Origin of the sequence: Kamptonema formosum PCC 10802, assembly GCF_000332335.1 — a bacterium.
Lineage (GTDB): Bacteria > Cyanobacteriota > Cyanobacteriia > Cyanobacteriales > Oscillatoriaceae > Oscillatoria.
The window spans coordinates 5,352,182-5,378,512 of the sequence record NZ_KB235948.1; the positions used below are offsets into that span (position 1 = coordinate 5,352,182).

At 54.1% G+C, this 26,331-nt stretch carries 18 protein-coding genes; 4 read left to right on the forward strand and 14 right to left on the reverse strand.

Features of this window, described 5'->3' with window-relative positions:
- Positions 1 to 2: 2 nt before the first annotated feature.
- The 3 genes from OSC10802_RS0123515 to OSC10802_RS44710 form a co-directional block, all read right to left on the reverse strand.
- Positions 3 to 2,195 (reverse strand): protein kinase domain-containing protein, encoded by a 2,193-nt coding sequence (locus OSC10802_RS0123515; protein WP_155968289.1) that lies wholly within the window; start codon positions 2,193 to 2,195, stop codon positions 3 to 5.
- Positions 2,196 to 3,950: 1,755 nt separating this feature from the next.
- Positions 3,951 to 5,123: a hypothetical protein gene (locus OSC10802_RS0123525; protein ID WP_155968291.1), complete on the reverse strand. Its 1,173-nt coding sequence runs from the start codon at positions 5,121 to 5,123 to the stop codon at positions 3,951 to 3,953.
- A 619-nt stretch (positions 5,124 to 5,742) separates the two neighbouring features.
- Positions 5,743 to 7,851, reverse strand: coding sequence for an S-layer homology domain-containing protein (locus tag OSC10802_RS44710; protein ID WP_017719225.1), 2,109 nt, complete (start codon positions 7,849 to 7,851; stop codon positions 5,743 to 5,745).
- Between the two features lie 785 nt (positions 7,852 to 8,636).
- Between OSC10802_RS44710 and OSC10802_RS57050 the strand changes: the two genes are divergently transcribed.
- Positions 8,637 to 9,398: a Uma2 family endonuclease gene (locus OSC10802_RS57050; RefSeq protein ID WP_017719226.1), complete on the forward strand. Its 762-nt coding sequence runs from the start codon at positions 8,637 to 8,639 to the stop codon at positions 9,396 to 9,398.
- Positions 9,399 to 9,659: 261 nt separating this feature from the next.
- Here OSC10802_RS57050 and OSC10802_RS44715 read toward each other — a convergent pair whose 3' ends face one another.
- Both OSC10802_RS44715 and OSC10802_RS50850 read right to left on the reverse strand, forming a co-directional pair.
- Complete coding sequence (locus OSC10802_RS44715) at positions 9,660 to 11,264, reverse strand: FG-GAP-like repeat-containing protein (RefSeq protein ID WP_017719227.1); 1,605 nt, start codon at positions 11,262 to 11,264, stop codon at positions 9,660 to 9,662.
- Positions 11,265 to 11,446: 182 nt separating this feature from the next.
- Positions 11,447 to 11,743, reverse strand: coding sequence for a hypothetical protein (locus OSC10802_RS50850; protein ID WP_155968293.1), 297 nt, complete (start codon positions 11,741 to 11,743; stop codon positions 11,447 to 11,449).
- A gap of 204 nt (positions 11,744 to 11,947) precedes the next feature.
- On the opposite strand from OSC10802_RS50850, the gene OSC10802_RS0123545 reads away from it, so the two are divergent.
- The gene (locus OSC10802_RS0123545; protein WP_017719228.1) at positions 11,948 to 13,324 is read left to right on the forward strand and encodes a helix-turn-helix domain-containing protein; all 1,377 of its coding nucleotides are present in this window, start codon (positions 11,948 to 11,950) and stop codon (positions 13,322 to 13,324) included.
- A gap of 78 nt (positions 13,325 to 13,402) precedes the next feature.
- On the opposite strand, the gene OSC10802_RS0123550 is transcribed toward OSC10802_RS0123545, so the two are convergent.
- The 8 genes from OSC10802_RS0123550 to OSC10802_RS55810 all read right to left on the reverse strand — a co-directional run bounded on the left by OSC10802_RS0123550 (position 13,403) and on the right by OSC10802_RS55810 (position 20,576).
- Positions 13,403 to 14,464 carry a photosystem II reaction center subunit D1 gene (locus OSC10802_RS0123550; RefSeq protein WP_017719229.1) on the reverse strand — a complete coding sequence of 354 codons (1,062 nt, stop codon included), beginning with the start codon at positions 14,462 to 14,464 and terminating at the stop codon, positions 13,403 to 13,405.
- A gap of 292 nt (positions 14,465 to 14,756) precedes the next feature.
- Positions 14,757 to 14,981 (reverse strand): adenylate/guanylate cyclase domain-containing protein, encoded by a 225-nt coding sequence (locus tag OSC10802_RS0123555; RefSeq protein ID WP_082218339.1) that lies wholly within the window; start codon positions 14,979 to 14,981, stop codon positions 14,757 to 14,759.
- A gap of 586 nt (positions 14,982 to 15,567) precedes the next feature.
- Positions 15,568 to 16,635, reverse strand: a complete 1,068-nt coding sequence (locus OSC10802_RS41455; protein ID WP_017719231.1) for a FecR family protein — start codon at positions 16,633 to 16,635, stop codon at positions 15,568 to 15,570.
- Positions 16,636 to 17,528: 893 nt separating this feature from the next.
- Positions 17,529 to 18,137, reverse strand: coding sequence for a helix-turn-helix domain-containing protein (locus tag OSC10802_RS41460; protein ID WP_017719232.1), 609 nt, complete (start codon positions 18,135 to 18,137; stop codon positions 17,529 to 17,531).
- A 236-nt stretch (positions 18,138 to 18,373) separates the two neighbouring features.
- Positions 18,374 to 18,616 (reverse strand): hypothetical protein, encoded by a 243-nt coding sequence (locus OSC10802_RS0123575; protein ID WP_017719233.1) that lies wholly within the window; start codon positions 18,614 to 18,616, stop codon positions 18,374 to 18,376.
- A 33-nt stretch (positions 18,617 to 18,649) separates the two neighbouring features.
- Positions 18,650 to 19,426 (reverse strand): hypothetical protein, encoded by a 777-nt coding sequence (locus OSC10802_RS0123580; RefSeq protein WP_017719234.1) that lies wholly within the window; start codon positions 19,424 to 19,426, stop codon positions 18,650 to 18,652.
- Positions 19,427 to 19,865: 439 nt separating this feature from the next.
- The gene (locus tag OSC10802_RS0123585) at positions 19,866 to 20,444 is read right to left on the reverse strand and encodes a hypothetical protein (protein WP_017719235.1); all 579 of its coding nucleotides are present in this window, start codon (positions 20,442 to 20,444) and stop codon (positions 19,866 to 19,868) included.
- Positions 20,445 to 20,453: 9 nt separating this feature from the next.
- Positions 20,454 to 20,576 carry a hypothetical protein gene (locus OSC10802_RS55810; RefSeq protein ID WP_255349166.1) on the reverse strand — a complete coding sequence of 41 codons (123 nt, stop codon included), beginning with the start codon at positions 20,574 to 20,576 and terminating at the stop codon, positions 20,454 to 20,456.
- Between the two features lie 811 nt (positions 20,577 to 21,387).
- Here OSC10802_RS55810 and OSC10802_RS0123595 point away from each other — a divergent pair.
- Positions 21,388 to 22,296 carry an alpha/beta fold hydrolase gene (locus OSC10802_RS0123595; protein WP_017719237.1) on the forward strand — a complete coding sequence of 303 codons (909 nt, stop codon included), beginning with the start codon at positions 21,388 to 21,390 and terminating at the stop codon, positions 22,294 to 22,296.
- On the opposite strand, the gene OSC10802_RS50860 is transcribed toward OSC10802_RS0123595, so the two are convergent.
- The gene (locus tag OSC10802_RS50860; protein ID WP_198525177.1) at positions 22,194 to 22,748 is read right to left on the reverse strand and encodes a hypothetical protein; all 555 of its coding nucleotides are present in this window, start codon (positions 22,746 to 22,748) and stop codon (positions 22,194 to 22,196) included. The two genes, OSC10802_RS0123595 and OSC10802_RS50860, sit on opposite strands and share 103 nt — an antisense overlap.
- Positions 22,749 to 23,519: 771 nt before the next feature.
- On the opposite strand from OSC10802_RS50860, the gene OSC10802_RS56190 reads away from it, so the two are divergent.
- Complete coding sequence (locus OSC10802_RS56190) at positions 23,520 to 26,327, forward strand: ATP-binding protein (RefSeq protein WP_017719239.1); 2,808 nt, start codon at positions 23,520 to 23,522, stop codon at positions 26,325 to 26,327.
- Positions 26,328 to 26,331: the final 4 nt, after the last annotated feature.

The following is a 26,331-nucleotide window of genomic DNA, read 5'->3' on the forward strand; positions in this document are numbered from 1 at the left end:
CATCAGACCATTAAGATAACAGGCAGAATCTTAAATTCTTCCTGAAATTCTTCTACTTCTGGGTCAGGCGGGGTGAGACTTGGCGCACTGCTCACCGTGCAGGTGTTTGGAGAAACCGCCGGAACGCCGGCACTGCTGCTGAACAGATCCGGTGCCGGTGTGGCCGCTGTCAGATGGGGCTGTTGCCGGAGGTCAACGTGCCTGTCATCCGCAGAGATCGCCGCAGGGACAGCGCTCTTAATTTGAGTCTGGTTTCGCAGCTGGTTGGTATACTCAACCCGCTTGGATTTCGCCTTGATGTAGGCGGTTGTCCCTTCCGGAATCTGTTGCAGCAATTTCAGGGCAGCGGCAAAATTGCCGGCATTCGCCTGGCTGTAGGCTTGTTGCAACAATTGGTCAGCACTGACGCGCCGCTTTTGGGTGTAGTCAACTAGCTTGGCTTGCCCCTGCTCGTAAGCTGAAGTCCCCTTGGGAATCTTTTTGATCAACCTGATCGCGCCGGCAAAATCTTTCCCGGCGGCCCTCTTAGAGGCCGTTTGCAAAAGTTGACTAGCGTTCGCCTCCATCTTGAGGTGGCGCTTTTTGCTGTACTCAGCAATTTTGGCTTCCACCTTGGGATAGTCTGGCACTCCTTTGGGGATATTTTGGAGAACCCTCAGGCCCAGGCTAAAATCTCCCCTCGCGACCTCGTAGCTAGCTTGTTTCAGGGATTTCTGGACTTCCCCCTTGCTTTTGGGTGCCGCTTTTCGGATAAATGGATCTATCTTCTTCTGCCAGTAAGAAATTTTCGGAACCCGCTCAGCTTCGTTAAAGACATCCAGCCACCGGCTCTCCTTAAAAGCTTTTTCAACCACCTTGACTCGCTCGCCGGCTTGCAGCCAGTTCCGCTGCCACTCCTTGATAGAGTCGCGAGCGTCATAATAGGCAGAACTGTATGTGGGAACTGATTTGGCCAGAGCGACTGCTTGCTGGTAGTTTCCCTCCTGATATTGTTCTTTGGCCAGCACAAACGTATCTTTCCCCGGATCTAGGGGAGGAGCCAGCACCAGATTGTACATTGCAAACGCTACAGCCGCAGCATTGCCGGCCATACCGATGACAATTCCAATCAGTGCCACCACTCGGCTGAGGGATCTCGAAGCACTGGGGCGATCTGTCTGAGACAGGGCCGGTGCTGCCTCCTCAGCGCTGGGCGCTTCTGCTGAACTGCTCAGTAAAGGTAAGAGTTCGAGTTCTGCCGGTTCTAACTCCGGACTGCCCTGGGGCTGCACTTCCGGGCTGCCGGACTGGTGAGTCTCTTGACTGGCCGCAGGGTGTCCGGCGCTGACCTGCAGAAAAGTCGATTCCTCGGTACCCGCAAGCTCTTCGAGGGCTTGCAGAACCTCAGTTGCAGATTGGGAGTGATTTGTGTCATATTGATGCACCATATTATTGAGTATAGCAACCAGCCGAGCACTGGCGGAGGCCGGCACGAGCTGCTCCCAACGGTTTTTTTCCAGTTCTGCTGTTAATTGATCGGCACTGAGCGCCGTCAGCGCTTGCATGCCAATCAGGGACAGCGCCCAAATATCACCCTCCGGACTGGGCCTGCCCCCAACTGGCTGGCTGGCACCAGTTGAAGGGGTGGGCGCGCCCAAAATGTCGGTGGCACAGTCAAAAGATTCTCCGGACTCCAGAGTCTCTGTCCCGACGCTGCCAAAGTCAATCACAACTAAGCTGCCGTCACAGGTGCGCCGGATGATTTTGTCCGGCTTGAGATGGCCGTGAACTGCCCCCTGCTGGTGAGCCAATTCCAGAATCTTCAAAACTTTTCGCAGCAGATGGACAACCCGCTCTTCTGTCCAGGGTTTGCCAGGAATCAGTTCCGCACTTAGCGGAGTTCCTTCCATCAATTCTCGCCCCTGGTACGCTTGGTACTTATCAAAACAGGCTAGCATCTTGGGAATCTCCTCCCGGTCGCTCAGTGTTGTCACAGTTTCTGTTTCGCTGGTGAGCTTACGCCTAGCTGTTTGCAAGCTGCCAGAAGCTCTATCAGGAAGCTTCTGCAGTTTAACAAGGCTCTCGGGATCGCCGGGAACCTGTGTGTCCAAGGCTAGGCTCGTTCTGCCCGGGTTCGCGGCGCTTATAACCCGGACAATTTTGTAAAGTCCGTCCAGTAACGTCCCGAATGGAGAATTCGACATGAATTTCGACATACAACCACTTCCCACACCAGATCATCTGAAAATCCCGCACTTTAATTTCTGCACGCGCTTGCCCTCCGCCAACAAATGAACTACCACGGCGTCGCGATAAAAACGGAGCGGGGCGGGGCGCTCTGTCTCGCGCGCACTGTGATTCAATCAAAGGATTTCCCTTTACAAACTTAGGGGCCTAGACTTTTAATCTCTGCTTTTTAAGACGCTTCCCTTAAAAGTCTTGAATCAAATTCACTCTTCCATTATAAAGGCAGTCTCTCAATCCTGGCAACTAAAAGTTAGGGCGTTACGCCACCGAAAGTGCTGGCAGGTAAACCCTTTTAATTGCCCGCACTAGCCTGAAACTGTTCGGCAGGACTGACTCGAACCCAGGTTAGATGAATTCAAAAATTCCGCTTTCTGCTGTCCCCTCGAGCCGGCCAGCGCCCGCGAATGTCAGGCCCATTGGGCTCGCCTTGCGCCTGACCAACAGGGACTCAAGCGTAGCAATTGGCACCGCTAATGTGAGTGAGGCTGCTGTCTCGTGCTTAGCGCAAACTTTTCCTTGAACAATTTCCCCCATAAGTCGCTGGCGTTGCGGCGGTTAACGTGATGCCCCTCTTGTTGCAGGTTTTGGCCATCCGGTCGTCCTTGAGAAAACTCTGGGATTTGGCGCTCCCCGGCTGTCCCGACAGGGGTGTAGGGCTGACCCCATGCGGGGCTACACCCTTATTTCTACCATTTTGGATATCGAGTTGACTAGAGGGTTAACTTAAATGTGGGGCAAAGCCCTATCCCGACAGGACAGGCGTGCACCTTCAGCCCGAGGGCGTCAAGCGGTCAGCTCTCATGCCGGCAGGAGGGGGGTTGCATTCGCTCCTCCCGGGATCGACTCCCGCCGGCAAGACAAGCTAATGGGCGAAAAACTGCTGGCTAATAGTAAGGGACAGAGATTTTTTCGCCGGCAGTCCTCAGGCTGAGAAACGCCAGTTGCTCACACTTAACTAACCCAGGACTTTCCCTATCTTTCAGCCCACCACTTCTTTTTCCGGAACGGGAATAATGCTATGATATTCGGTTAATTACTTACACTATAATTCGGTGTCAGGTGTTAGGTGAAAGAGTGGGGGCTTCGGTGTAGCGCCAAGTGGGGTGTCCCTCTCCCCCTAAACCACCCCCGAACTCCCAGACCTTCCTGAAACCTAAAACCTGCCCCCTCTTTTTTAATAAAAAGTAATCCAACACAATTGATATAATGGGGTGTGAGTGAAGCGCCTGATTTGTCTGAAAAAATATAATCTCTCTCAATTTTTATAGCAGCAGTCATATTGGTTAGAACAATAGAAGCTTCGGGAGCTCTGGAGCAAGGGAGGCCGGAATGTAGGTTTCCTAAATGCTTACTGCTATATAGACGTAGGGCAGGCGGGACGCCCCCCTGAAGGTCTAATATTCTAACCTAAGTGCATACTGCTATATCCCATCAAAAATTGAAAACTTCTCTCTCAGGTTCTTGTCTTGGCGCTCATTCACGGCGGCAGTTTATAAAAAAAAATGCCGCTCAATTGTACCCGCAATCGGGGAAATATTAATAGCAAAAAACAGACTCTATCGGTGAAAGAAAAAAGCTGACACGACTCCAATGGGGAGAGCTATTCATGCCAGCCTTTGAAAGCTCCCTCTACACCTCACAAGAGAGAGGGAAGTTCCCGCGCCCCACCCAGATGTGGGGAGCGCAAATGCGAAAGTCCTCTTCGCAGGAAAACGCAACCTGAGTTAAGACCGAGACTCCTCGCCGCCGGCAGCCGGAGAAACAGTCTGGGACATACCGGCACGGCTGCTAATTTCCACAAGGGTAGAGGGTGCCGGCTGCGGATCGGGCGTCCCGGTTGAGGCAGCACTCCCAGCCGCCGGCACTGCCGGTGCGGCCAATTCCTGTCCAGCCTTCAGGCGCTGCTTTTCTTTATACTCAACCAGCTTGCCTTGAACCTTAGTGTAGACTGCAGTTTCCTTGGGAATCTTTTGCAGATAGCTCACAGCGCCGGCAAAATCTTTCACCTCCGCCCGGCTGTAAGCGGTTTGCAACAGTTGCTGAGCTTCTCCCTCAAGCTGGAGGCGCTGTTTTTCCCCGTACTCAACAATCTTCAAGCGAGCGACTTTATGGGCGGACGTACCTTCAGGAATCTGTTTCAGAGAATCCAGCGCCCCGGCAAAATCTTTGCTGGAAGCCCGGTTGTAGGCTTGTTGCAACACTTGCTGAGCTTCCGCCTCGATTGCCGGCCCGGCTTCTTTTGCTTGATGCTGCTCTAGCGCCGTACTGGCAATGTCGGTGTGCTGAGCGGATGTGGAAAACTGGAGCAAATAGCCTCCCACCGCTATCGCCAGCAGATTAATTGCAACCCCGACGCTAATTGCAGTCCGCGCCGATGGCTCAGGGGAGAGATCAGCCGGAATTTGAGGTGGCTGCGAGCGCTGGGAAATGCATTCAGGAGTGTTCGCCACCTCAATGCCATCCTTCGCTGTCTGGTGCGGGACAGCGCTTTGGCCGCACCCAGCCTCTGTGGGGACATCGCCTGCTTCCCCTTTCAAGCTCACGATTGCCCGCAAAAAGCTCAAGCGCCCCTGTCCGTCATCCTTCAGGTGGTGAACCACTAGCCGGTCGCCGGTCTTTTCTTGGCGATTCCATAACAATACACTCGGATTGCAGTCTGTTTCCGATGGGGTAAAGTTCTGCTGCGCCGGCACCCCCCCGACTGCGCCCATCACCACCGAAGCGCTGATTTGCCTTTGCTGATTCAACTGAGAAGTCTGGGCGTCTGGCTCAACTCCCAGGTCCATCACAACTAACCGGCTATCCGGCTGGGCACTGTACTCGACAGCTCTGTCGCCCCACAGCACATGCCTTAACCTTGGGTCAGTTGGCTCACTCTTCGACACGAATTTCGGCATACAACCTCTTTCGAGATAGATCCACGGTATTCCCCGCCTGTCTTGTTAGAAGGCGGGCGATACGTTCTAACATAACCTCAGGGACAGCAAAGCCAGGACATCCAGGCCAGACTTTGCTGGAGCGAGAAGCCGCTGCCAGTGCCCGGAAATCCCTGCATTTGCCGCATCAGAAGCCTCAAAATGGCAAGCTAATGTGAAAATTTTCACTCTGGCTACCTTGTTTCAGGAACAAGTTTCTCCATCGCCGGCTGCCGGTGAAACCGGCGGTCAATTTTATAATTTTCGCTTGATTACTTTTTCTTTTGCTGCGGGCGTTCCCAGTAGCGTTCCGCTTTGCGGAACGCACCCTACAATATCCTCCCTCGGAAAGGGAGTCTGGAGGCTCTGTCTTCTTCCCTTCCCTTGAAACGAGGCAGAGCCTCCAAAGGGGCGTTCCCAGGCTCCGCCTGGGAACGAGAACAGTATTCAACCGGAAGTGATATTATTTGCCGCGCCGCCGGCGGAAGTGTTGATGCCGCAGGGCGGCCTATTAACATAGTAATCAAACGTAAATTACAAAAAGAAACAAAAGGGCTACCCGCTGCTGAATTCCCCCTCCAGGTAGCCTTTGATACCAGAGCTAAGGGCGCGGATTGCTCTGTCCTTGGGCCTCACCGGCTTTGCCTGCGGAACTCACCACATAGGGGGAGGAGATGGCAGCCACACTGCCGGTGGTGGCCAGCGCCTGGTAGAGAAAAGCCGCCACCTCCGCCCGCGTAGCGACCTGTTTGGGATTGAGTGCGCCGCGATTGGGATAGTTAACCACCATACTCCGCTCTGTAGCCGCCGCTACCCAGCTGCGGACATCCCCAGGAATAGCACCGGCATCGCTGTAGACTTTCAGCACAGTGTCAGTAGAGCCTTTGGGAGAGTAATTCAGTCCCCTGGCCAACTCCACCAGCACCTCAAGCCGGTCGAGCTTTTTGTCGGGGTTGAAGGTGTCGCCCTGGAAAAAGCCCATCTCATAAGCGTCCCGGATGGCGCTAAAGGCCCAGTGGGAAGCCGGCACGTCCTTAAACGCCACCGCCTGCCGGCTCAAAATCGGTTTGAACGCTCTGCGAATCATAGCTGCAAATTCAGCTCGCGTCACCGGCGCGTCAGGTTGGAAGTTGCCGTCGAGAAACCCTTTGATTATCTCTTGCGCCGCCAGTTCGGCAATAAAATCTTTCGCCCAGTGGGAAGCCGGCACGTCCGCAAAAGTCACCTGGATTTCCTTGCTGACCCCTTTTTCCCGATACTTGGCCATCAACTGGCTGACTTCGTAAGTTGAGGTGCTTTTATTACTCAGTTTAACTGCCTCTACCAGTTCCCCCGGTTTTGCCTTCAAAGTCGGTGCCAAGTCCGATGGGAACACGTCTGCCGTCCGGTTGAGGGCGGAAAAAGGGCCACTAGCCAAGGACGGCGGATAAATGCTGCTGCTGGGAGAAGGCGGCAAACCTTTTCCCTGAAACTGGCCGGTGTTAATATTCCGCACGTTGCTGACAAAGGTGACTCGTTCGGAACCGGCAGTCGAGCCGGTGATTTGTGTGAAATAGTCGTAAGTGCGGGTGCTGGCATCAATGGTGCCGTCAGAGTTCCTGTCAATCCCATATACAGTTCGCACCACGCGAGATTCTGCCGGTTTTTCCGGGAGAATCAGCTGAATTGCGGCGTTTTCTGGCAATATTTCCAATTCGCTCAAGCCAATTAGGCGGTTTTCCAGATCGTACAGGCGCACCACAACCCGGTCGCCTGCATACAGACCTCGCATGAATTTAGCCCGCTGGGAAGGCTGGTATCGGAAGTCGCCAATAAACCGCTCCCGCAAATAGCCGGTTATTTGTTTGGCTTTTAGGGACAGCCGCACAGTGACGTTGGATGGAGTCCCAGAGGGTTGCAAGATGGCCAGACTGAATTCCCCTGGGCCGATCGTCTGGGCGCTGCTGCCGGCAGTTGCCGGTTGCGCGGGTTTCTGAGTGCCGGTGCCGGTGGCGGGTTTCTCGGTGCCGGTGCCGGTGGCGGGAGTCTGGGTGCCGGTGGCGGTGGCGGGTTTCTCGGTGCCGGTGGCGGTGGCGGGTTTCTCGGTGCCGGTGGCGGTGGCGGGTTTCTCGGTGCCGGTGGCGGTGGCGGGTTTCTCGGTGCCGGTGGCAACTAGCTCGGCAGTTGGGGTTTGGGCAATCACGTCGTAGTCCTGCAGCGCCTCCAGCTGCAGCTGTTTCCAGCGCTCTTCTCCGTTGAGATCGTACCGCACCCGCACAACCGCTTTCAGTTCTAAGTTGGCCAGATCCACCTTCTCACCCAGCCCCCGCCGCACCTGCGACAGGGGAATCACTTCTGGCTCCAAGGCCACCTGCTGGGCCGAGCTGGCGATCGCCCTCGCGCCGGTGCTGGTATAAATGGGCACCCACTGGTCATTTTGACGGGCGAACAGTTCGTAGATAGCGTTGGCGCTGGTTGTTTCTGGTTTTTGGAGGACGTTGAGCTGGATAATTAGAGCGGTTACTTCTTGACCGGCACCCACCAGCCGCCCCAGTTTGAGAGCAGCCTCCCAACCCGGTTGGGTTTGCGACAGCAGGGGGGCGATTTCCCGCTCAGGTGCCGGCTGACCGGCTGGCAAGCGCTGCCTAGTGCTAGCACCGGCTGTTGATGTTGCAAAAGATACAGTGGCTAAACCTAAGGCAGCTAGAGCAAGTTTTGCAGTTTTGTTCATAAGGGTATTGCTCAGTTAGGTTTGAGAGAAATCACAAACTGATACCCTCAATTTTAGGTGCCTCGCGCAATTGTCGGATGAATCCGGCACCCCAACCCCCTCCCCGCATGCGGCTACTGTTTATAGACATCTTGGGTATGTGACCACAGAAAGCCCCTCACCCCCCCAGCCCCCCTCTCCCACAAGGGGAGAGGGGGGAGAAAGAGGGCTGTACAACTTCATGAAAAATTGGCATAACAGGGATTTGTGTATAAACCAAAGCCGCTTGCGGGGAGGGGGAGTAAGAGGAGGTTTAGGTAAGCCGACAAAATTTCAATCCTGCTTCTACTGTGCGAGCGCAAAACTATCAGCCGGTGGCGGATGGCGAGGGGATGCCGGTGACTGTCAGATTGAATTCATCTTAGGAATTTCCAGATATAGCGCGTCTAAATCCTTCGTGTAAATTTCAGAAACCCGGTTTCTTTAAGAAACCGGGTTTCTGGCAACCCAGCGATTGCGCAAATCATTTAGACCGGCTATAGGGAAGGGGGATAAGAAAGGTGCCTGCCTTTGCAAGCTGCAATGCGCTACATTACCGGTGGAGAATTCAGCTCTAATTCAGGAATTAATTGATCGCCTGAAATCGAAAAACTAGGGTGTTTTTGTAGTAAGTATCCGCTGTTGACGTTGCCCAGTATAAGAAACCCGGTTTCTTTAGGCTTCAAATCAGATTGCCGGTGCAGTCGCGACTTTTTAGGTTATAATGATAAGGAATCGAGAACTTCCCGAAGTAGGGAGCTGAGAATATGCCGGTCGAGCTGACTGTTGAGACAAGCCCCGAAACCGCCGTGGCTGAGGAATGGGAACCCCCCATGCCGCCAACGGATTTAATATTTGATGATGGAGAACCTTTGGAGAGCAACCGTCACCGCATCGCCATGAACGCCCTAATCCGGTCATTGCGGCAAGCTTGGGCTGATCGCAATGACTTCTTTACCGGCGGCAATATGTTTATTTACTACAGCAGCGCTCAGGCTCGCAACCGCGACTTTCGAGGGCCAGATTTCTTTGCCGCACTCAATGTGGATGGGACAAGAGAACGCCTCGGCTGGGTGGTGTGGGAAGAAGACGGTCGCTATCCGGATGTGATTGTAGAGCTGATGTCTCCAAGCACAGCCCGGATAGACACCGGTAAAAAGAAGGATATTTACGAGCGGATTTTCAAGACAGCCGATTATTTTGTGTTTGACCCGTTTGAGCCTAATTCCTTGCAAGGGTGGCATTTGGATGCTTCTCAGCGCTATCAGCCCTTGGTGGATTCTGAGCGGGGGTGGCTGTGGTGCGAGACTTTGGGCTTTTGGCTGGGAACCTGGGAGGGGACAATAGATGGGGAGCCGGCGGTGTGGTTGCGGTTTTACGATCGGGAAGGCAATTTAGTGCCGTTACCGGAGGAAGCCGCACAGCAGCGGGCTGAGCGAGCTGAACAGCGGGCTGAGCGAGCTGAACAGCGGGCTGAACGTCTCGCCGCCCAGTTGCGGGCGATGGGAGTAGATCCGAATAGCGTCTAGGGGGAAGGGCTGTTGTGGGCGTGCCGGTGGCCCACATGCAGGCCGGTGGGCTGGCAGTTGGGAATTGCCAGCCGAACTGCCTGACGGTGCCGGTTTACACTTGGTCTAGTGTGTGATAATACGGAGGATGAGATTGCCGGTGTGATTAAGCCATTGATGAGGGTGATACCTTATGGTCAAATCATGTGGGAGGCGGAGCCTCAGACTAAGCTTTCCCAGGCGGGAGCCTGGGAACGAGTTAAATTAGTTGTGGATACATTACTATCGGTTGCGCCACTTCCAATAAGCCATAAGTGGACTTACTGTAGCACTTAATAATGTCCCTTGATTTGTCATCGCTCCTTGTGTATTACCGTAAGCCTGACCGTTTTCGACTTCAAGATGCAAATGATTTTGAGCGCCAACAATACCAACGGTTTCACCAGAATTGATTCGTTTTCCCGTCCATAAACCACTTGAAGATTTCAAATGACCATAAACCCATTGGCGGCCATCATCAGAGTTAACTTCTACAAAAATATTCCCATCTCCTGAACCACTTAGCCATGCAACTGTTCCGCCGAGTGGAGCTTTAATTGTAGCCCCATTATTTGCTCCCATATCAAGACCAGCGTGCCAAGTCCCATAATATGAGTAATAACTTTGGTCGTAAGCATAACCAGTAGTCATGGGGACTCGATAGCCAAAGATATCATTAGAAAGATCGGTGTAAATCTGCTCGATCCGATCATCTGTTTTCCATCGTTGATCTCCTCCCCCCCCAACAGGATTCTGCTCAAATCCATTATTATCTCCACTTTGCTGATCCCACTGACTTTCGCTTAATGAAGAAAGAGCACCGTAGTAACCTAACGTTACATCACCAATCCAAGTTCCTTTCGAGCCCCAATAACCAATGTCTGTCCATTTTTCGTTCGGTAAAAACTTGCTGCCGTTAGAACGTCTGACGTAAACCCCATCGTCATTAGATACTATTGCATCAGCTTTCCCATCTCCCGTTACATCACCAAAACCTGTTACTCTCGAGCCCCAATAACCAATGTCTGTCCATTTTTCGTTCGGTAAAAACTTGCTGCCATCGGAACGTCTGACATAAACCCCTTCGTTATTAGATACGATGGCATCAGCTTTCCCATCTCCCGTTACATCAGCAAACCAGGTTCCTTTCGTTCCCCAATAACCAATGTCTGTCCATTTTTCGTTCGGCAAAAACTTGCTGCCATCCGAACGTCTGACATAAACCCCTTCGTTATTAGATACGATGGCATCAGCTTTCCCATCTCCCGTTACATCTGTACTGTTATAGGCTTGCTCAACAGCGATCTGCTGATTATCTATAACAACAAAGCTGGAATCATCTTCTGTCTGAATCCGCAGCAACTCTGAGTCACTCAGCGGTAAACCTAAGACAACGTTCTTAAACAACTCTCCCTCATCGCCACGAGTATCCCAACCAGGATTGAGCAAGACATCAAACTTGTGGCCGATTTCCTCAATCAAAACTTCTTCAACTTGTCGAACGTCACCGCCCAGCAAGGAATCAGCTAAATAAATTGTGTTCTCAGTTTTGGAAAAAGCTCCCTGCGCCCCATTCATGGCTGCATCATTCAGAATTTGCAGGTGGGGCATGCTGTCAAAAATCCCGGCAGCGCCATTTTGAACCAGCAGATTAGCAGCGTTTTGATTAGCAATCTCAAAAACTCGATCCAGTCGTTCTAAAGCAGTGGGTGAAGAGAAAAACTCCTGCAACTGGGATTGAACCCCAGTCAAAGCTGAGTTGAGGACATTGGCACTTTGGGGCGAAATTTTTAGGGTATTCTCATCTCCCCAAAAAGGTGGAGATCCTGAAAGCGATAAATCAGACATGGAGATTTATACTCTGTTAGCGATTTCCTAATATCATACTCTCTAACTTTTAGCTTTTACAAGCCTAAAACAGTACATTTAGCACCCAATTCCCCTAACCATCCTGAATAAATTTGGTAGGATTTGGCAGGATTCGGTTGACAAAGTAGGATTTGGTAGGATATAGTAACCCAAGTTGCTACTTACCAGTGAGTCAGGTGAGCTCCCCCCCTAGCCGGGGCGGGCAAGGTGCCACCGGCACTACAAAAGGGAGGGACATACTCAAAGCCCTCCTTTTTAAGGGGGGTTTGGGGGGATCTGGATGCCCAGACTTGTAGGTAGCAACTTGAGTTATAGTAAACAAACCCGTCTTGGCCCACCGGCGCAGGCGAGACATCTGGGCCCACGCCATCCAGACGCAGCACCGGCGTCTCCCCTGTCCTCAAGAGTGTCCACCGGAAACACTCGTAACGCCCCCCCGGTGGAGAGCGTCGAGACATCTGCGCCCACGCCATCCAGACGTAGCACCGGCGTCTCGCCTGTCCTCAAAGGTGTCCACCGGAAACACTCGTAACGCCCACCCCCGCCGGTGTGAGCACGAGAGACTCGTGACGCCATCCAGACGTAGCACAGGCGTCTCGCCTGTCCTCAGAAGTGCAGATTGTAAAAAAACAGTAAAACTATATATTGAGCTGCGCTCACCTATGAACGTTGAAGATGTTTTAGAATGGGTTGAGAATTTGATGGTTGAGAAAACTGGAGAACCGCTCACACCCATACAGGAAGCGATAATAACGGGTGTTTGGCAGCGACAAAAATATCCTCAAATAGCTAAAGATTTTCATTGCAGCGAATCTCACGTTAAGAAAGAAGCTGCTAAGTTATGGGAAAAGCTGGCTGAAGAATTAGGAGAAGACCTCAAAAAATCAAATTTTCGCTCCAAGCTAGAAAAAAGACATAGGGTTTCTCAAGCGCACCCTCAGGGCAACTGCTTATTCCAAATTGATACCATTAATATTGGCGGTCAATTCATACAAACTACCAAAGATTCGCCAACGAGATCGCCCTCTCCCGCTGACTCGCCCCAAAACAATCACCTATCGCCAAGAATCGATTTAAAAGACGCACCGGCACCGGCTATCTTCCACAACCGCACCGCAGAACTCTCCACCCTCAAACAGTGGATTCTACACGCACGCACCCGCTTGATTGCGATCTACGGCTTAAGTGAAATTGGCAAAAGCGCACTTGCGGTCAAACTCATCGAAGACATTCAAACCGAATTTGATTATATTATCTGGCGAAGTCTCAGCAACACTCCCACACTTGCCAGCCTCCAAACCGAGCTCACCCAATTTTTCTCACAGTCGCAACACCCCCCCTTACCTACAGTCCTCGATTATTTTCGCTCCTCTCGCTGTTTAGTGATCCTGGAAGACCTGCAGAATATTTTCAGTCCCGGCGAACTAGCCGGTCAATATTTACCAGGCTATGAAGATTATAGCAAATTCTTTAAACAAGTTGCCACATCCTCTCATAACAGCTGTTTAATCCTCCTCAGCGGGGAAAAACCCAGAGACATCACTGCTTTAGAAGGTGACAGCCGGCTCGCGCGGACATTACACCTGCAAGGGTTAGGAGAACATGCCGGTGAAATATTCAGAGAAAAAGGATTAACAGATGAGGAAAAGTGGTCTGAATTAATTACCCTGTATCAGGGCCACCCTTCCTGGCTAAACATCATAGCTTCAACCATTGTGGAACTATTTAACGGGAGCGTGTCTCTGTTTTTAGCCGGTCGCACTCATATCTTTTTAGGGGACTTAGAACCCCTTTTAGAATCTCACTTAGAGCGCTTATCGGAGTTAGAAACAAAGGTGAGCTACTGGTTAGCGAGTCAAGATGAAGCTGTAGATATTTCACAGCAACCGGCTGACAGTGACTTGTGCCAATCAGATGTTTGGCAAGCCATACAATCTTTAGCGCGACGCAGCTTAGTGGAAAAAGTGCAAGTGGGAGCGCGAGCGATGTTTCAGCTCAATCCTGTATTTCAACAATACATTCAGTGCAAGTTTAAATAGCAAAAAGCGCCCCCCTTTCGGAGAGCGCTTTTGATTGCTACAGAGACGCGACATCTCGCGTCTCTGCATAGAGAAGAATTAGCCCTTGATAGCGGGAGCTTCAACAGAAGCCAAGTCGAGCGGGAAGTTGTGAGCGTTGCGCTCGTGCATCACTTCCATACCCAGGTTGGCGCGGTTGATCACATCAGCCCAAGTATTGATAACCCGACCTTGCGAGTCAATCACAGACTGGTTGAAGTTGAAACCGTTCAGGTTGAACGCCATCGTGCTGATTCCCAGAGCGGTGAACCAGATGCCAATAACCGGCCAAGCACCCAAGAAGAAGTGCAGAGAGCGGCTGTTGTTGAAGGAAGCGTATTGGAAAATCAGGCGACCGAAGTAGCCGTGAGCTGCAACGATGTTGTAGGTTTCTTCTTCTTGACCGAACTTGTAACCGTAGTTTTGAGATTCAGTTTCAGTGGTTTCGCGAACCAGAGAAGAAGTCACCAGAGAACCGTGCATGGCAGAGAACAAGCTACCGCCGAACACACCGGCAACACCGAGCATGTGGAACGGGTGCATCAGGATATTGTGCTCAGCTTGGAACACCAACATGAAGTTGAAAGTTCCGCTGATACCCAGAGGCATACCATCCGAGAAAGAACCTTGACCGATCGGGTAGATCAAGAACACTGCAGTTGCAGCAGCAACCGGAGCGCTGTAAGCTACGCAGATCCAAGGACGCATACCGAGCCGGTAGCTGAGTTCCCACTCACGCCCCATGTAGCAGAAGACGCCAATCAGGAAGTGGAAAATCACCAACTGGTACGGGCCGCCATTATACAGCCACTCATCCAGAGAAGCCGCTTCCCAAATCGGGTAGAAGTGCAGACCGATAGCATTGGAGCTGGGGACAACCGCACCGCTGATAATGTTGTTGCCATAGAGCAGAGAACCTGCGACCGGCTCGCGGATGCCATCGATGTCCACTGGGGGAGCTGCCACAAAGGCGATGATGTAGCAGATGGTGGCGGTGAGCAGGGTGGGGATCATCAGGACGCCGAACCAGCCGACATAGATGCGGTTTTCGGTGGATGTGACCCAGCTGCAGAACCGTTCCCAGACATTGGCGCTCTCACGGCGCTGTAAGGTGGTGGTCATGTGTTTATGAGTGCTATTGAATTATCGAGGTTCGTATGATGTTTCTATCTTAACCAGCCTGTTAAGGTTTGTAAAGGGGTTGAACCAGCATTTGTTCTGATGCGAGAGATAAGTTTTGCTTATCAGACCCAGGGGGGGTGGCCGGCGGCATTTGGCCGAGGACCTCAGTTATCCCTCTTCCTCTTCGATCTTGGCGTCCTACCCTGCGGGAAGCCGCTGGCGCGTCTATGGCGTCTTGGCGGTTCATTATTAGCGATCGCCGGCACACCGCCCCTCCCATCACCGCAAAGCCCTAATTTCCTGGCAACTCCCCCAAGATAGTGTAAACCAGCGTATCGGTTAGCTTGCCCCGCAGTTGGACAGCACCGACTTCCGCTGCGCCATAGCGGTCGCTCACACAGGCTAGCGTCCTGTCCGCCAGCAAAATTTTATAAGGCTTGTCCGCAGTCAGCGTCTTAGTCATCGACTCCAGGCGCGCCGCCACATTCACCGTATCGCCGAGTACCGAATAGCTCAGCCGGCCCGCTCCCCCACCGTGCCGGCAACAACCGTGCCGGTGTGGGTGCCAATCCCAAACTTTATCTGCGGTCTGCCTTCGGTTTTAAAGCGCTCGTTGAGCAGCTTCAGGCGTCGTGGATAGCCGAACTGGCGGCAATCGCAGCTTGGGCGCTCCGTTTAATGTCTATAATATACCTCTTCTGTCAAACCGGGGTGAAAGCCCCATCTGTCGTTGCCTGAAATAGCGCAAATTCGTCAAATTGCCCGAAAGTGACAGAACCGGGATATAGCAGTAGCCACTTAGATTAGGACATTAGACCTTCAGGGCAGCCAGACGCTGGCCTACGTCTATATAACAGTAGGCATTTAGGTTAGTACATTTCGGCCTCCCTTGCTCCCCTGCTCCCCGGCTCCCCGGCTCCCCGGCTCCTGTTGTCCGCGCCCAATATGGCTACTGCTATAATCGCCCCGCCAATCCCGTTTTTCACGGGGATAAAGGCGCGATAAATCGCGTCTGTAAACCGGGATATAAAAATGCACTCTAATTATAAAAATTCACAACCTTGCGCTCGATCGATGCGCCGCCGCAACTCAAAACTCTGGAACTAAAGAACTGCTATGTCATAAACTCTCTCGGTAGCTGCCGGTCCCCTGAGGACGAACTTGATGCGACGATTCAAAGGTTGCTCTACTATAACTGAGAACTTGCCATCCGCATCAGTTGGCACCGCTCTGCCATTAACAGACACCAAGTCCAGCGGGTGAGCTTGACCGACAGCGCGAACAGCACCGGCACTGACTCTCTTGACATTGAGCAGCCGGAATTCGGCCAGTTTGGGAGCCCTCTGGGGTTGCATAGGCGCTTTTCCTGGCTCGATCACCACATACTGGCCAGCATTCACCAGCACCTCTCGCCCTTGAGATTGTGCGGCGACTGTGCCCTGGAGCGTGGCAATGCAGGTTTTGCCCATAGGCCCAACATTGACGCCAAAGGAGGTTCCTTGCACGCCGGCAATGCCAGCTGGCGTCTCAACGGCGATCGGATAATCTTTACTGGAAGTGCTCTGAGCCCGTACAGACTGCCCCCCACCTCCTGAGAGTGACTTATATGTCTCCCGCAAGCGAGCCCCTGGCGAAACCGACAATCTCACCCGCCCTGCAGTGACGAACAGGGAAGTTTTTCTACTGGTGAGCGTTTTGATTTGAAACGTTGTGTTTTCTGCCACTTCCACCGAGCCCATCTGCCTGTCTATGAGCAAACGAGCGCTGGAGTCGCTGCCGGTACTCACTCGTGTGCCTTGCCGGAGGCGCTGGCCGGCTCTCACCGGCTGCTGGGACGGCCCGTATGTCACCGTTCCCCGCACTTGTTCGACGCGCAGGAAACGGGGACTGGCCAGCATCTGGACGTTTTGGGCGGTTGTCAGGGCACCCCTGACAGGCATTGCTGCCTGGGGATCGGGGGATTCCGCAAGGGTGGCGAGTGCGCGGACCGGTGCGGGGGGTGCTGTGCGGGCTGGCTCAACAGCGGAGATGGCCGGTCCCAGAGATGAGGCGCTGGCGCTGGAGATCGCCTGATGGTTCAGCTCCTGAACCGCAAAAGCCGCCAGGCATAAGCCCAGGATGGCTCTCCCAGGCGACCGTAAAAAACCAGTCAGAGCGTTTAGAGCAGACATACAAACTCACACCAACACATTATTGCCTTCAGATTTTCGCGTTCTGCCGGCTGTATCAGGACTCAGTGGGGAGCCAACCGCACACTTAGCTACTTTCCGATTGTGGCGGTCAGATAAAATTAGAGATTTGGGTTTGTAGGGGTGCCACTGGACTTTTACAGAGAGCCCCGCCACAGGAGCCACACCCTTTCTAGGGGTGGGATGAAAGCGGGGTGGCAACATGGGGTGCCTGCTGACAATATCCTGATACGGCAATAGAGTAATATTAATCGAGTCAGGTGCAGTTCAAGAGGGAATGCCGCTGCGTTAAACCTCTCAAGCGCTCAAGTGCAGGTGATGCTCGCTGCCATCGGATCGCGGGGCGAAGCCAATCAAGACCGCGCATGTCAGAACATCCCTAATCTGCGAGCAATTTTAGCTTATTTAACGAGTTATTTTCTGCCCGCAATTCATCCAACGGAGAACCGCTATATTGGTTCCCGCTGTATCTAACCGCTTCAGGCTTAAATCAATACCAGGGTGCCATAAGCGAAGGCACCCTGCTCCGGGCTTAGCTAAATTTCCAGACATTGGAATGATTTCTACGGTGGTTTCATCTGAGTGAGGTACTGAGAAACCCGGTTTCTTAAAGAAACCGGGTTTCTGGCATGTACTTCATCCAACTGAAAACCGCTATATCTTTATCCCTTGTGACAGATTTCCCACAGCGTCCTGCAGTCAATCAGGAATCATCTCAGCAGAAAGGATAAGAACTGCTGGTGTGAGGGCTCATCCCGCCCCCCAGCCCAGAGGATGTCCCTAGCCCGTTAGAGGAATTTGGCAGGGCAGAGACGACCTCTACTTGGAATGTGGAAATGCATTTCAAGTATCGCCGTCAGGCGGGTGGGGGAGCGTCAGCGATTTAACTCAACTTTATACTCTCTAAGTTGGCTGGAATCTGAATTTGGTGTTGGTTCATGGGACAGCAAAAGTAGCGCGCCCACTGAGACCACCATCAAGACTGCATAGCCAAAGTAAAAATGAGCCGGACCGAGGGAAAATCCTAACGAGGAAACATTCTGGTTAGTGAGGGAATCCAGAGAATTAAGCGCCCGTGCCGGCAAGGAAGCCGCCATCCGAGCGCCATCCAGCCCCAAGGCATCGCCAAGCCGGCGGAGAAAGCCCCGGACATAGATATCCTCTGGCAATTTGTTTGTTTGCCCTGTTTCCAAAGCTTTGAGATGATGGAGCGGTACTAGCGTCTGCAAGTGAAGTTGGTAAAGAGAAATCCCTCTTTCCTGGCGCACCCGAAGCAGCTCTTCACCCAGTTGACGCACGCACTCTTCCCAATTTTGTGCCTCGAGTCGCTCTGCTCGGAGAGTGCTGGCAGCTGTTTGTGTCCGATCGACAGGGCTAACCTCTGTGGGCTGAGTTGGACTGGCCTGCGTGAGCCGGCTGTCCGCTGCTGCTGAATTTGAAGGGGAAGTTGGGCCCAAACTGAATGCTGGATTAGCTCCTGACATTACCTTTGTCTCCGTGCTTGAGTCTAACAGAATCTAATTTCGCGCCGGCTGCCGGATTGAGAGGGACAGGACCTTGATGGGTTAGACCCCTCAATCATGGCAAGTGAAGATCGAGTTGTCCACTCGATGCAAAGAAGTGTGAGAGCCAGCAGCATCCCGCCGGTCAGGGATGCTCCACAGAAGTGTGGGAAAAAGCGCTCAAGGCAGCTCCGTATCATTGCTGACATCTTTAGGACTTACACAGTCAACTGGGGGCGCTTTCCGTAAAGGTACAGCGCGCCGTTGCCTCCTAAAGCACAGAAGTTTTTCTCCCCCTGTACGGGGAAACCGAAACAGGTGAGGGTGTCGGGTGTGAGCGGAGCGGCTTTGTGTGAAATCTCCCCTCCCTGCGTGCCGGTTTCTTTGAGAGTGCCGTTAAAATGCGCAAGTCCCGAGCGGGCCGGTGGCGCTGCGGCGGCAGCGAGTGCTCGCACCGGCACACGGCCAAAAATTGTACCAAACCTGGGCTCTAACTAAGGCATTCGCTTAAAAGCTTTGGCCGCAGACCGTTTCTTCGCGACAGGTACAGACAGGGGTGGAGCGCCTTGAGGGAGCTGTTGGCTAGTGTCCACTGCCTGCAGGCCATTGAGGATTGCGTCTCTGACCAGCGGTTCGGACTCCCGACCGAGCATCAGGCGGAAGCACTCGAGGGTAGCGTTCAGGTCAGTCCGGTCCAGCCGGTGGCTGGCGGCTAGACCTGTTAGCTGGCGCACCGCAATCAGACGCTTGAGGGGATCGGCATCAGTCAGGTCCGTCACCAAAGCGTTGAACGAAGCTTCATCCCTACTGGCTTGACCCGAGATAATGTGCGCTGCCAGCAGGACTAAGATTGCCATCGTGCCCAAACCTTGCAGGATCGCACCGGCAGCAATCCAGTGGTTTTCTGAGTGTTCCCAAATGGTTTCAGCCATGTAAGTGCTGAGGATGGCCACAGAGCCGGTGCCGGCTGCAGTGGCTAAATGGGAGTTCGCGCCCCGGAAAAACTGGCGCAGCTCTGACTGGATAGCGTTCCAGTTCCAGAGCAGCGCGTAAACCCCCAACATCACCAGCACCCCGGTGCCGGTGGCCACAAGCAGCTTCCAGTTCCAGAGCAACAGGGCCGCGAGCGCCGTCAGGCCCAAAAGCCAGCCTCCCGGGCCCCGGAAGCGGTGCCGCGAAAGCTTCTGAAAAGCTGCCATTTTAAATTCTGGAAGCGATTTTTCCTGAATCACATTAATAAGTTGCTGCCAGCGAGATAACGCCTGTGCCACGTTAGCTTACCTGTTTACTGCCAAAAAGAAAAGGAAGAGCGCTTTAAGGCTGCTGGGGGCGTCGGGAGGGGCTAGGGGCCAGAGGCTCGTCTGAGAATTTTTCCCCCGCTCAGCAGGGGCGGTTTCACGCTTGAATGTCTGTGGGTTGGGGAGGATATTTCTCAACCCGCCCCAGAAGCAGCAGCCCCAGCCAGTCCAGTGCCTTTTCAGACTGACCGCTCTCAAGCTATTTTCGGTTGAGTCAGACCGCAGACGGGCGGTTCTGGCCGCACAAAATCGGCGGATTGTCTCTAGCTATCTTACGATAGCTGCAGCCGGCGCGCACCTGGGCAACTTTCCCCACCGCTCTGGGAGACGGGGGCTGAGCAGCCCACCGGCGCTGGCCCGGGGCCATCTTCCAGGCCCGCACGCCGCACCCCTGGTGCCGGTGCCCCCAGCACTAGGTCACGAAGCTCAAGTCGCCCACCGTCAGGTGGCCATCAAAAGTCAAGAACGTCACCCGGCAGATATTCTTGGCCCTCACACTCAATTGAGCGTTGGGGGGAATCGGAGAATCCGAACCGGCCAGATTGGGGCCAGGGATTTCAGCACTGGCCGCTGGCTGGCTGTCGCCCTCGTAGGCCACCAAAACCGCCCGCCGGGAACTGGTGACAAAGCCGCTGACAGAGCGAACCGGCTGGCTGAAGGTCACTTCCAAAAAGCCACTTTTGGGCGCTCCGATGAGCACAGTGGTGCCAGAGTGGGGAGGGAAAGCTGGGTTTGAGGGATTAATGGCCACTGCATTGTTGAAGGTCACGCCCCACTTTTCAAACTGGCGGTCTACGACTTCAAAACATTTCAAATCCTCCAAATCCAACCGCACGCACGCAGGCGCAGCAAGCAGTAAGCGAGCGTCTTTTGCCCTCCGCTCCCGACAGGGAGACGCCACTATTTCCGGCGGCTCGCGCCACTCAATCTCAGGTTCAGGGGGTTCGAGCTTTTTGAAGCCGTTACCTTGAACACAGCACTGTTCTGCCATAGCTCCTCTTCACACAGTTTCCCGTTCTGCTACATAGCCCATCAGGCGATACATGGAGGCAATAATTTTGGATTTTAAGGCTGGCTTTTGCTCCTCTAAATTTAGACAATCTAAACTTCTAGCAGCAGTCATATTGGTTAGGACACGCTATGGCCCAATATGACTGCTGCTATATCAGAGGTTAGGGGCGGGTTTATCGGTGTTGTAGCTGTCTGGCACAGGTTGTGGGTGAACCCGCCCCTACATCATGTTAAACCCCTTGTCCTAACCTAAGTGCCTACTGCTATACCAGCCTGCGCTCCAACCGGACGATATAGTGATAGCTTATAATACCAAATTTAGATAGATATTATTTTGGGCTGTGGCTGAAAAGGCTTTACTTCCGCATTTTTCAATCCAAAATCCCAAATGCAAAATCCAAAATTGGTATCAGAGGACAGCCATCACAAAACTTCCAGCCCCTGCTGCTCCCACCACCTCACTCCCAGCGCAGCCCCCTGTGATTAAAGGGTGTCGCCCCTCACCCCTCTATTCTCTCCCATTTCCAGAAATTTGGCTGGCTGTCCCTGAACCCTGACACCTCTCCCCCCAATCCCTAACCCCTGGCGCAGGGCATTCCAAGGCCCTGCCAGAGCGCCGGAAAGCCCAGAAATCACGGGCTGCTCCGGGTTGGGCCCAGCCGGGACAGGAGGGGGCGCGGCCTGGTTTTTATCAAATCTTTATACAATGAAATTAAAGTTTACGATATCTTTAGATTCTGGAGGGGGCACCGGCCCGGGAGGGAGCAGGATGGGAGCGGGGCGTCAGTGCTGGCTGCTGAAAGGCTTTCAAGGGCTGCGTGCGGGCGCGGCGCAAGGGCGGTGTGCCGGCGGTTGCAGGATGAAAAGCCAATCTAAAATTTAAACTCTAAAATCGTGTCTAGCCCTATCAATGAGGTTGGTTCATGTTTCTCCCACCAGGTTTTGAGCAGCAATCCACTGTCACCGCTCTCGGCAGAATGGTGTACTACACCGCCGTTGGGGAACCGTGGCTAACCCCGACAGATGCCGGGAATGACAGTTTTGACACATTAATTTTTCTCCACGGTTTCGGTGGGGGGTCGTCTGCCTACGAGTGGTCGAAAGTCTACCCAGCGTTTGCAGCAGAATACCGAATTCTAGCACCAGATTTAATCGGTTGGGGGCGCTCCGAGCATCCGGCGCGGAATTACCAGATTGAGGACTATATCAGCACGATTGTCGAATTCATTGAGAAGACTTGCGACCGGCCCGTCACGGCCATCGCCTCTTCCCTGACGGGTGCCCTCACCATCCGCGCTGCCATACAGCGCCCTGATTTATTCAAATCCCTGATTTTGACATCCCCCGCCGGCCTGTCCGACTTTGGGGAAAATTACAGGAACAGCTTCTTTGCCCAGCTAGCCGGCACCCCCCTGCTAGACCGGCTCATTTACAGTGCCGGTGTTGCCACCGAGGGAGGTATCCGAAGCTTCCTGGAAAACCGGCAATTCGCTCGCCCCGACCGAGTGTGCCAAGAAATTGCAGATGCCTACCTGGAATCCGCTTTGCAGCCCAATGCCGAATATGCCGCCCTCTCATTTGTGCGCGGCGACTTGTGTTTTGACCTGTCGCTGTATATCACCCAGCTGAGCGTGCCAACAGCGATCATTTGGGGACAGCAGTCAGAATTCACCGGTCCTGAGATTGGCCGGCGTTTGGCTGCCCTCAACCCCCAGGCAATCCGGCACTTTCAACAGCTCGAGGATGTGGGGCTGACGCCGCAGCTGGAACTTCCCGCTGTCACTGCCGGACTGGTGCGGCGATTTTTAAGGCTGCTCTCATCCGAAACCTGAGCCGGCTGGCGCACCATCCCCACCGTTTTGGGCAAAACTGCAGCCAGCAGGGCCACAACGTCATCAGGCACCCCGGCGGCAGTTTCAGCGTCAAAATACTGCTCAAACAGCGTCAGAATCGCCGCAGCTCGCCACATGGGCACCGCATGCTGAATCGCCTTCTGGGTGAGGTCAATCCATTTTTGCCTGGTGGCATAAGCCTGCTGGCGGTCTTCGCGGGACTCGGGATGAACCAAGACCGCATCGCCCAGCGGAATCACCCGCACGCAAGTCAGGTCGAACAAACCGCCGACGGCTGACCCCGCACCGGCAAACTCCGCATGGTGGCGCTTGCAGATAACCAGACCGCCCAGGCGCTCCGGAGCGAGCGCCAGCAGCTGGCCACTCTTAAGCTGTGACACGATCTGAGTTGAATGAGTGGCGACTTGAGGGAGGAAGAGTTTATCTGCCATAACAACCTACAGAACCCGCTATTCTCATTGTGATGATATGTTTTCTGAATATACAGCGATCGCCGGCATAGAGGGGGTGTGACCCTATCTGTTATGCTTAGTGATCGAAATCATACACAAACAGGGATAAAAAACTGCCCGCCAAGTGACCGCCGTCACCATATACCCCCAGAGAGCGCAGAATGATTGTCTGGGGTCTGTCCCGCAGTAGGGTGCATTTATTAATATCTTCCCCGGGAAGTCAGGATCTCCGTTCCCCCGCGCCCACACAATGCCCGCCCAGCGGGTTGGCGTCGGGCGGGCACAGGAGGAGAGGGCAATTTTGGGAGCGGGTTTATCAACATGTGACTCGGGGAGTGAGAATATAGCAGTAGGCACTTAGGTTCGTACATTTCGGCCTCTTTTGCACCCCCGCACTCCGGCTCCTATTGTCCTAACCCATATTACTACTGGGATATAGACGTAGGGCAGGCGTCCCGCCCCCCCTGAAGGTCTAATATTTTAACCCAAGTGAATACTGCTATATCTGTTTCCTCGCCCCTACTTGTCTCCAGCAATGAACCAGCGCCGCCCGATCTAGGGGCAGCAAAGCGGCGAGCAGACGCTCCGATTTACTCTGATTAAGAAAGACGCGCTGAGGGCTGTAAAGTCCGGCTGACTGACGGGAGTGGCTATAAAACTGGGAAAAATTAAAAACTGTCTTTAATTGTTAATTTTACGGTTAATCACGAATCCTAAACTATAAAATCGAATCTAAACGCGATATGACCCATGTACGCCCCAGAAAATCCAGACATCTTCCAGCTGTTTTTGCAACACACCCCTACTGCCGTGGCGATGGTAGATAGGGAGATGCGCTACCTGCTGGCGTCTCGCCGGTGGCTGGCGGATTGCGGCTCAGATGGCCAAGACATCGCCGGTCGCTGTCTCTACGAGGTGTGTCCCCAGTTTCACGAAACGCGGATCTCTGTGGGGGGGGAGAGTAAAGAAAGCCCGCTCCTAGGGAGCAGCTGCCCTAACGGCTGCGCCGGTGCTCAGCGCTGGCGGGAAATTGGCCAGCGCTGTCTGGCAGGGGCGGTGGAGCGATGGGAAGAAGAGGGTTTGGCTTCCCCAGATGGCCCCACCGTCACGCTGAAGTGGGAGATCCGTCCGTGGGTGGGGCCGGCGGGGGAAATCGGTGGCCTGATTTTGTTCTTCTCGACCGGCGAGCCGGTGCCGGCGCAAACGCCCCCTTCCAACGCCGCAACCCAGCCTGATTTCTCCCGCAGCGCACCCGAGAGCCGGCTTTGGCGGCACAGCCAAGTCGTGCAGGAACTGGCAAGGCGCAAGACTTTGACTGCAGGCGACCTGAAGGCGTGCTTGAGAGAAATGACCTCGGCTTTGGCCCACGCCCTGGACGCCCGCTCTGCCGGTGTGTGGCTCTACAGCACGCCGCGCGAAATGACCTGCCTTGACCTTTACGAACGCTGCCCGAGAAATGAAAGTGCCGACCGGCACACGGATGGGGATCTCCCGGCTGCCGGCACAACTCGCCGGCTGGATGTCCCGATTCGCTTGGGTGGCGAAACCGTGGGGGTTCTGCGCTGCGAACAGGCGGAAGAATCGCCCCCCTGGGGGGTGGGGGAAGAAAATTTTGCCGCGTCGGTCGGGGATTCGGTGGCCTTGGCGCTGCGAGCGGGCCACTGGGCCCGCTGCGAAGCCAGATATGGCGCGCTGTTAAATGCGCTCCCGGATGCCATCTTCTGGCTCGACGGAGAGGGCTCCCGCCTCGATAGCCAACCGGCACGGGACTTCGACCTGTGGGAATTCAGCACAGACGCCCCCCTCCGCCGCTGTCAGTGTGATGGCCTTTCCGCACCGGATATGTGGCCCGCTCCGGTGCGAGAGCAGGTGGCGCTGGCGGTGGAGCGAGCCCGGGAAACGGGCCAAACCCAAATCTGCCGTTTCCAGCTGCCACAGAAAAGCTCCCCCGATACCGCCAAGCTGCGCGGGGAACTCTCGACGGCGAGAGCGAGGGAGAATGCTCAACGGAACGCTCAACTCCCACTGAACTCTCTGGAAAACTCCCTTTTCCCGAACACCCCCGCACTCGGCACTTACTGTGAGGCTCGGATTGCCGTCAGCTCAGACAGTGAGGTCTTGGCCCTCGTGCGCGACATCACCGACTGCGTGCGGGTGGGAAACACCTGTCGCAAGGGTGACGGGGGAGGGATTCTGGATGAATCCAACTCTCTCCTTTTTCCCTTGGAGCCGGTGGAGAATTCTTGCTCCCCCGCACCGGCGTGCCTGAGAAATGGCAGCGAGCCGGTGCGGCTATTGCCTGAGTGCCAGCAGATATGGGAGCAGCACAATCTGCTGCAGTTTTCCATCGACCGGGCTGCTGATGCTGTCTTTTGGGTGACGCCCGAGGCGCAGTTTTTTTATGTCAACGATCAAGCTTGTCTGTCTCTGGGCTACTCCCGCGAAGAACTTCTTTCGATGACACTGCAGGATATCAATCCAGATTTTCCTGCTGAGGTTTGGCCTGATTACTGGGATGAAATCAAGCAATTCGGCTCCTTCACGATTGAATCCCGCCACCAGACTAAGGAGGGTTCTATCTTCCCGGTGGAAATTACTGTCAATTATTTGGAATTCAACGGCAAGGAGTACAATTGCATTTTCGCTCGCGACATCACCGAGCGCGTGCGGGCTGTGGCAGAGCTGTATCAGGCTAAGGCTGTCGCTGAGGCTGCCAACCGTGCGAAAAGCTCGTTTCTGGCAAATATGAGTCACGAGCTGCGCACGCCGCTCAATGCTATTATTGGCTACAGCGAGCTGCTGCAAGAGGACGCTGAGGATCTCGGTTTGGGAGATGGAGATTTTATCGAGGATCTCAAGTCAATCAATTCTGCCGGCAAGCATCTGTTGGGACTGATTAGCGACATCCTCGACTTCTCGAAGATTGAAGCAGGTAAGATGACGCTGTGTCTGGAAACTTTCGACATTGCCACTGTCATCGCTCAAGTGCAGACTACTATTCAGCCACTGGTTGAGAAGAATGGCAATAAGTTGGCTGTCACTGTCTCCCTCAATCTGGGCACTATGCACGCCGATCTGACTAAGCTGCGCCAGGTTCTGTTCAACTTGCTGGGCAACGCCGCCAAGTTCACTGAAGGGGGGACGATTTCCCTGGCGGTGAGCGGGGTGGAGGGGGATATGGGCCGAGAGGGAGAGGCGGAGAATGACTGTTATTTCCCTCCCTTAGCCCCTCACTCCCTCTCCCCCTGTGAATCTCCCCTCTCCAATTCCCCCGCTCCTTGGATCGTCTTCCGCGTCTCCGACACCGGCATCGGCATGACAAAAGAGCAGATTTTCGGCATCTTCGAGTCCTTCACCCAGGCGGACGCCTCCACAACCCGCAAGTACGGCGGCACCGGCTTGGGATTGGCCATCAGCCGCCGGTTCTGTCAGATGATGGGCGGCGATATCACTGTCGAGAGTGAGTTGGGCCTTGGCTCTACTTTTACTGTCTGTCTTCCCGCTCAGGTGATCTGCCGCTCAGAAGAGCCGGTGTCCTGGGAGAGGGCTGAAGGATAAAGTC

Bases quoted from the DNA above. Each gene is read 5' to 3' on its own strand.
- OSC10802_RS56190 (WP_017719239.1), top strand. From the start codon at position 23,520: ATGTACGCCCCAGAAAATCCAGACATCTTCCAGCTGTTTTTGCAACAC.
- OSC10802_RS50850 (WP_155968293.1), bottom strand. From the start codon at position 11,743: ATGTCTCGACGCTCTCCACCGGGGGGGCGTTACGAGTGTTTCCGGTGG.
- OSC10802_RS0123550 (WP_017719229.1), bottom strand. From the start codon at position 14,464: ATGACCACCACCTTACAGCGCCGTGAGAGCGCCAATGTCTGGGAACGG.
- OSC10802_RS41460 (WP_017719232.1), bottom strand. From the start codon at position 18,137: ATGTCAGGAGCTAATCCAGCATTCAGTTTGGGCCCAACTTCCCCTTCA.
- OSC10802_RS0123525 (WP_155968291.1), bottom strand. From the start codon at position 5,123: ATGCCGAAATTCGTGTCGAAGAGTGAGCCAACTGACCCAAGGTTAAGG.
- OSC10802_RS0123515 (WP_155968289.1), bottom strand. From the start codon at position 2,195: ATGTCGAAATTCATGTCGAATTCTCCATTCGGGACGTTACTGGACGGA.
- OSC10802_RS57050 (WP_017719226.1), top strand. From the start codon at position 8,637: ATGCCGGTCGAGCTGACTGTTGAGACAAGCCCCGAAACCGCCGTGGCT.
- OSC10802_RS44715 (WP_017719227.1), bottom strand. From the start codon at position 11,264: ATGTCTGATTTATCGCTTTCAGGATCTCCACCTTTTTGGGGAGATGAG.
- OSC10802_RS0123595 (WP_017719237.1), top strand. From the start codon at position 21,388: ATGTTTCTCCCACCAGGTTTTGAGCAGCAATCCACTGTCACCGCTCTC.
- OSC10802_RS50860 (WP_198525177.1), bottom strand. From the start codon at position 22,748: ATGGCAGATAAACTCTTCCTCCCTCAAGTCGCCACTCATTCAACTCAG.
- OSC10802_RS41455 (WP_017719231.1), bottom strand. From the start codon at position 16,635: ATGTCTGCTCTAAACGCTCTGACTGGTTTTTTACGGTCGCCTGGGAGA.
- OSC10802_RS44710 (WP_017719225.1), bottom strand. From the start codon at position 7,851: ATGAACAAAACTGCAAAACTTGCTCTAGCTGCCTTAGGTTTAGCCACT.
- OSC10802_RS0123545 (WP_017719228.1), top strand. From the start codon at position 11,948: ATGAACGTTGAAGATGTTTTAGAATGGGTTGAGAATTTGATGGTTGAG.
- OSC10802_RS0123585 (WP_017719235.1), bottom strand. From the start codon at position 20,444: ATGGCAGAACAGTGCTGTGTTCAAGGTAACGGCTTCAAAAAGCTCGAA.
- OSC10802_RS55810 (WP_255349166.1), bottom strand. From the start codon at position 20,576: ATGACTGCTGCTAGAAGTTTAGATTGTCTAAATTTAGAGGAGCAAAAG.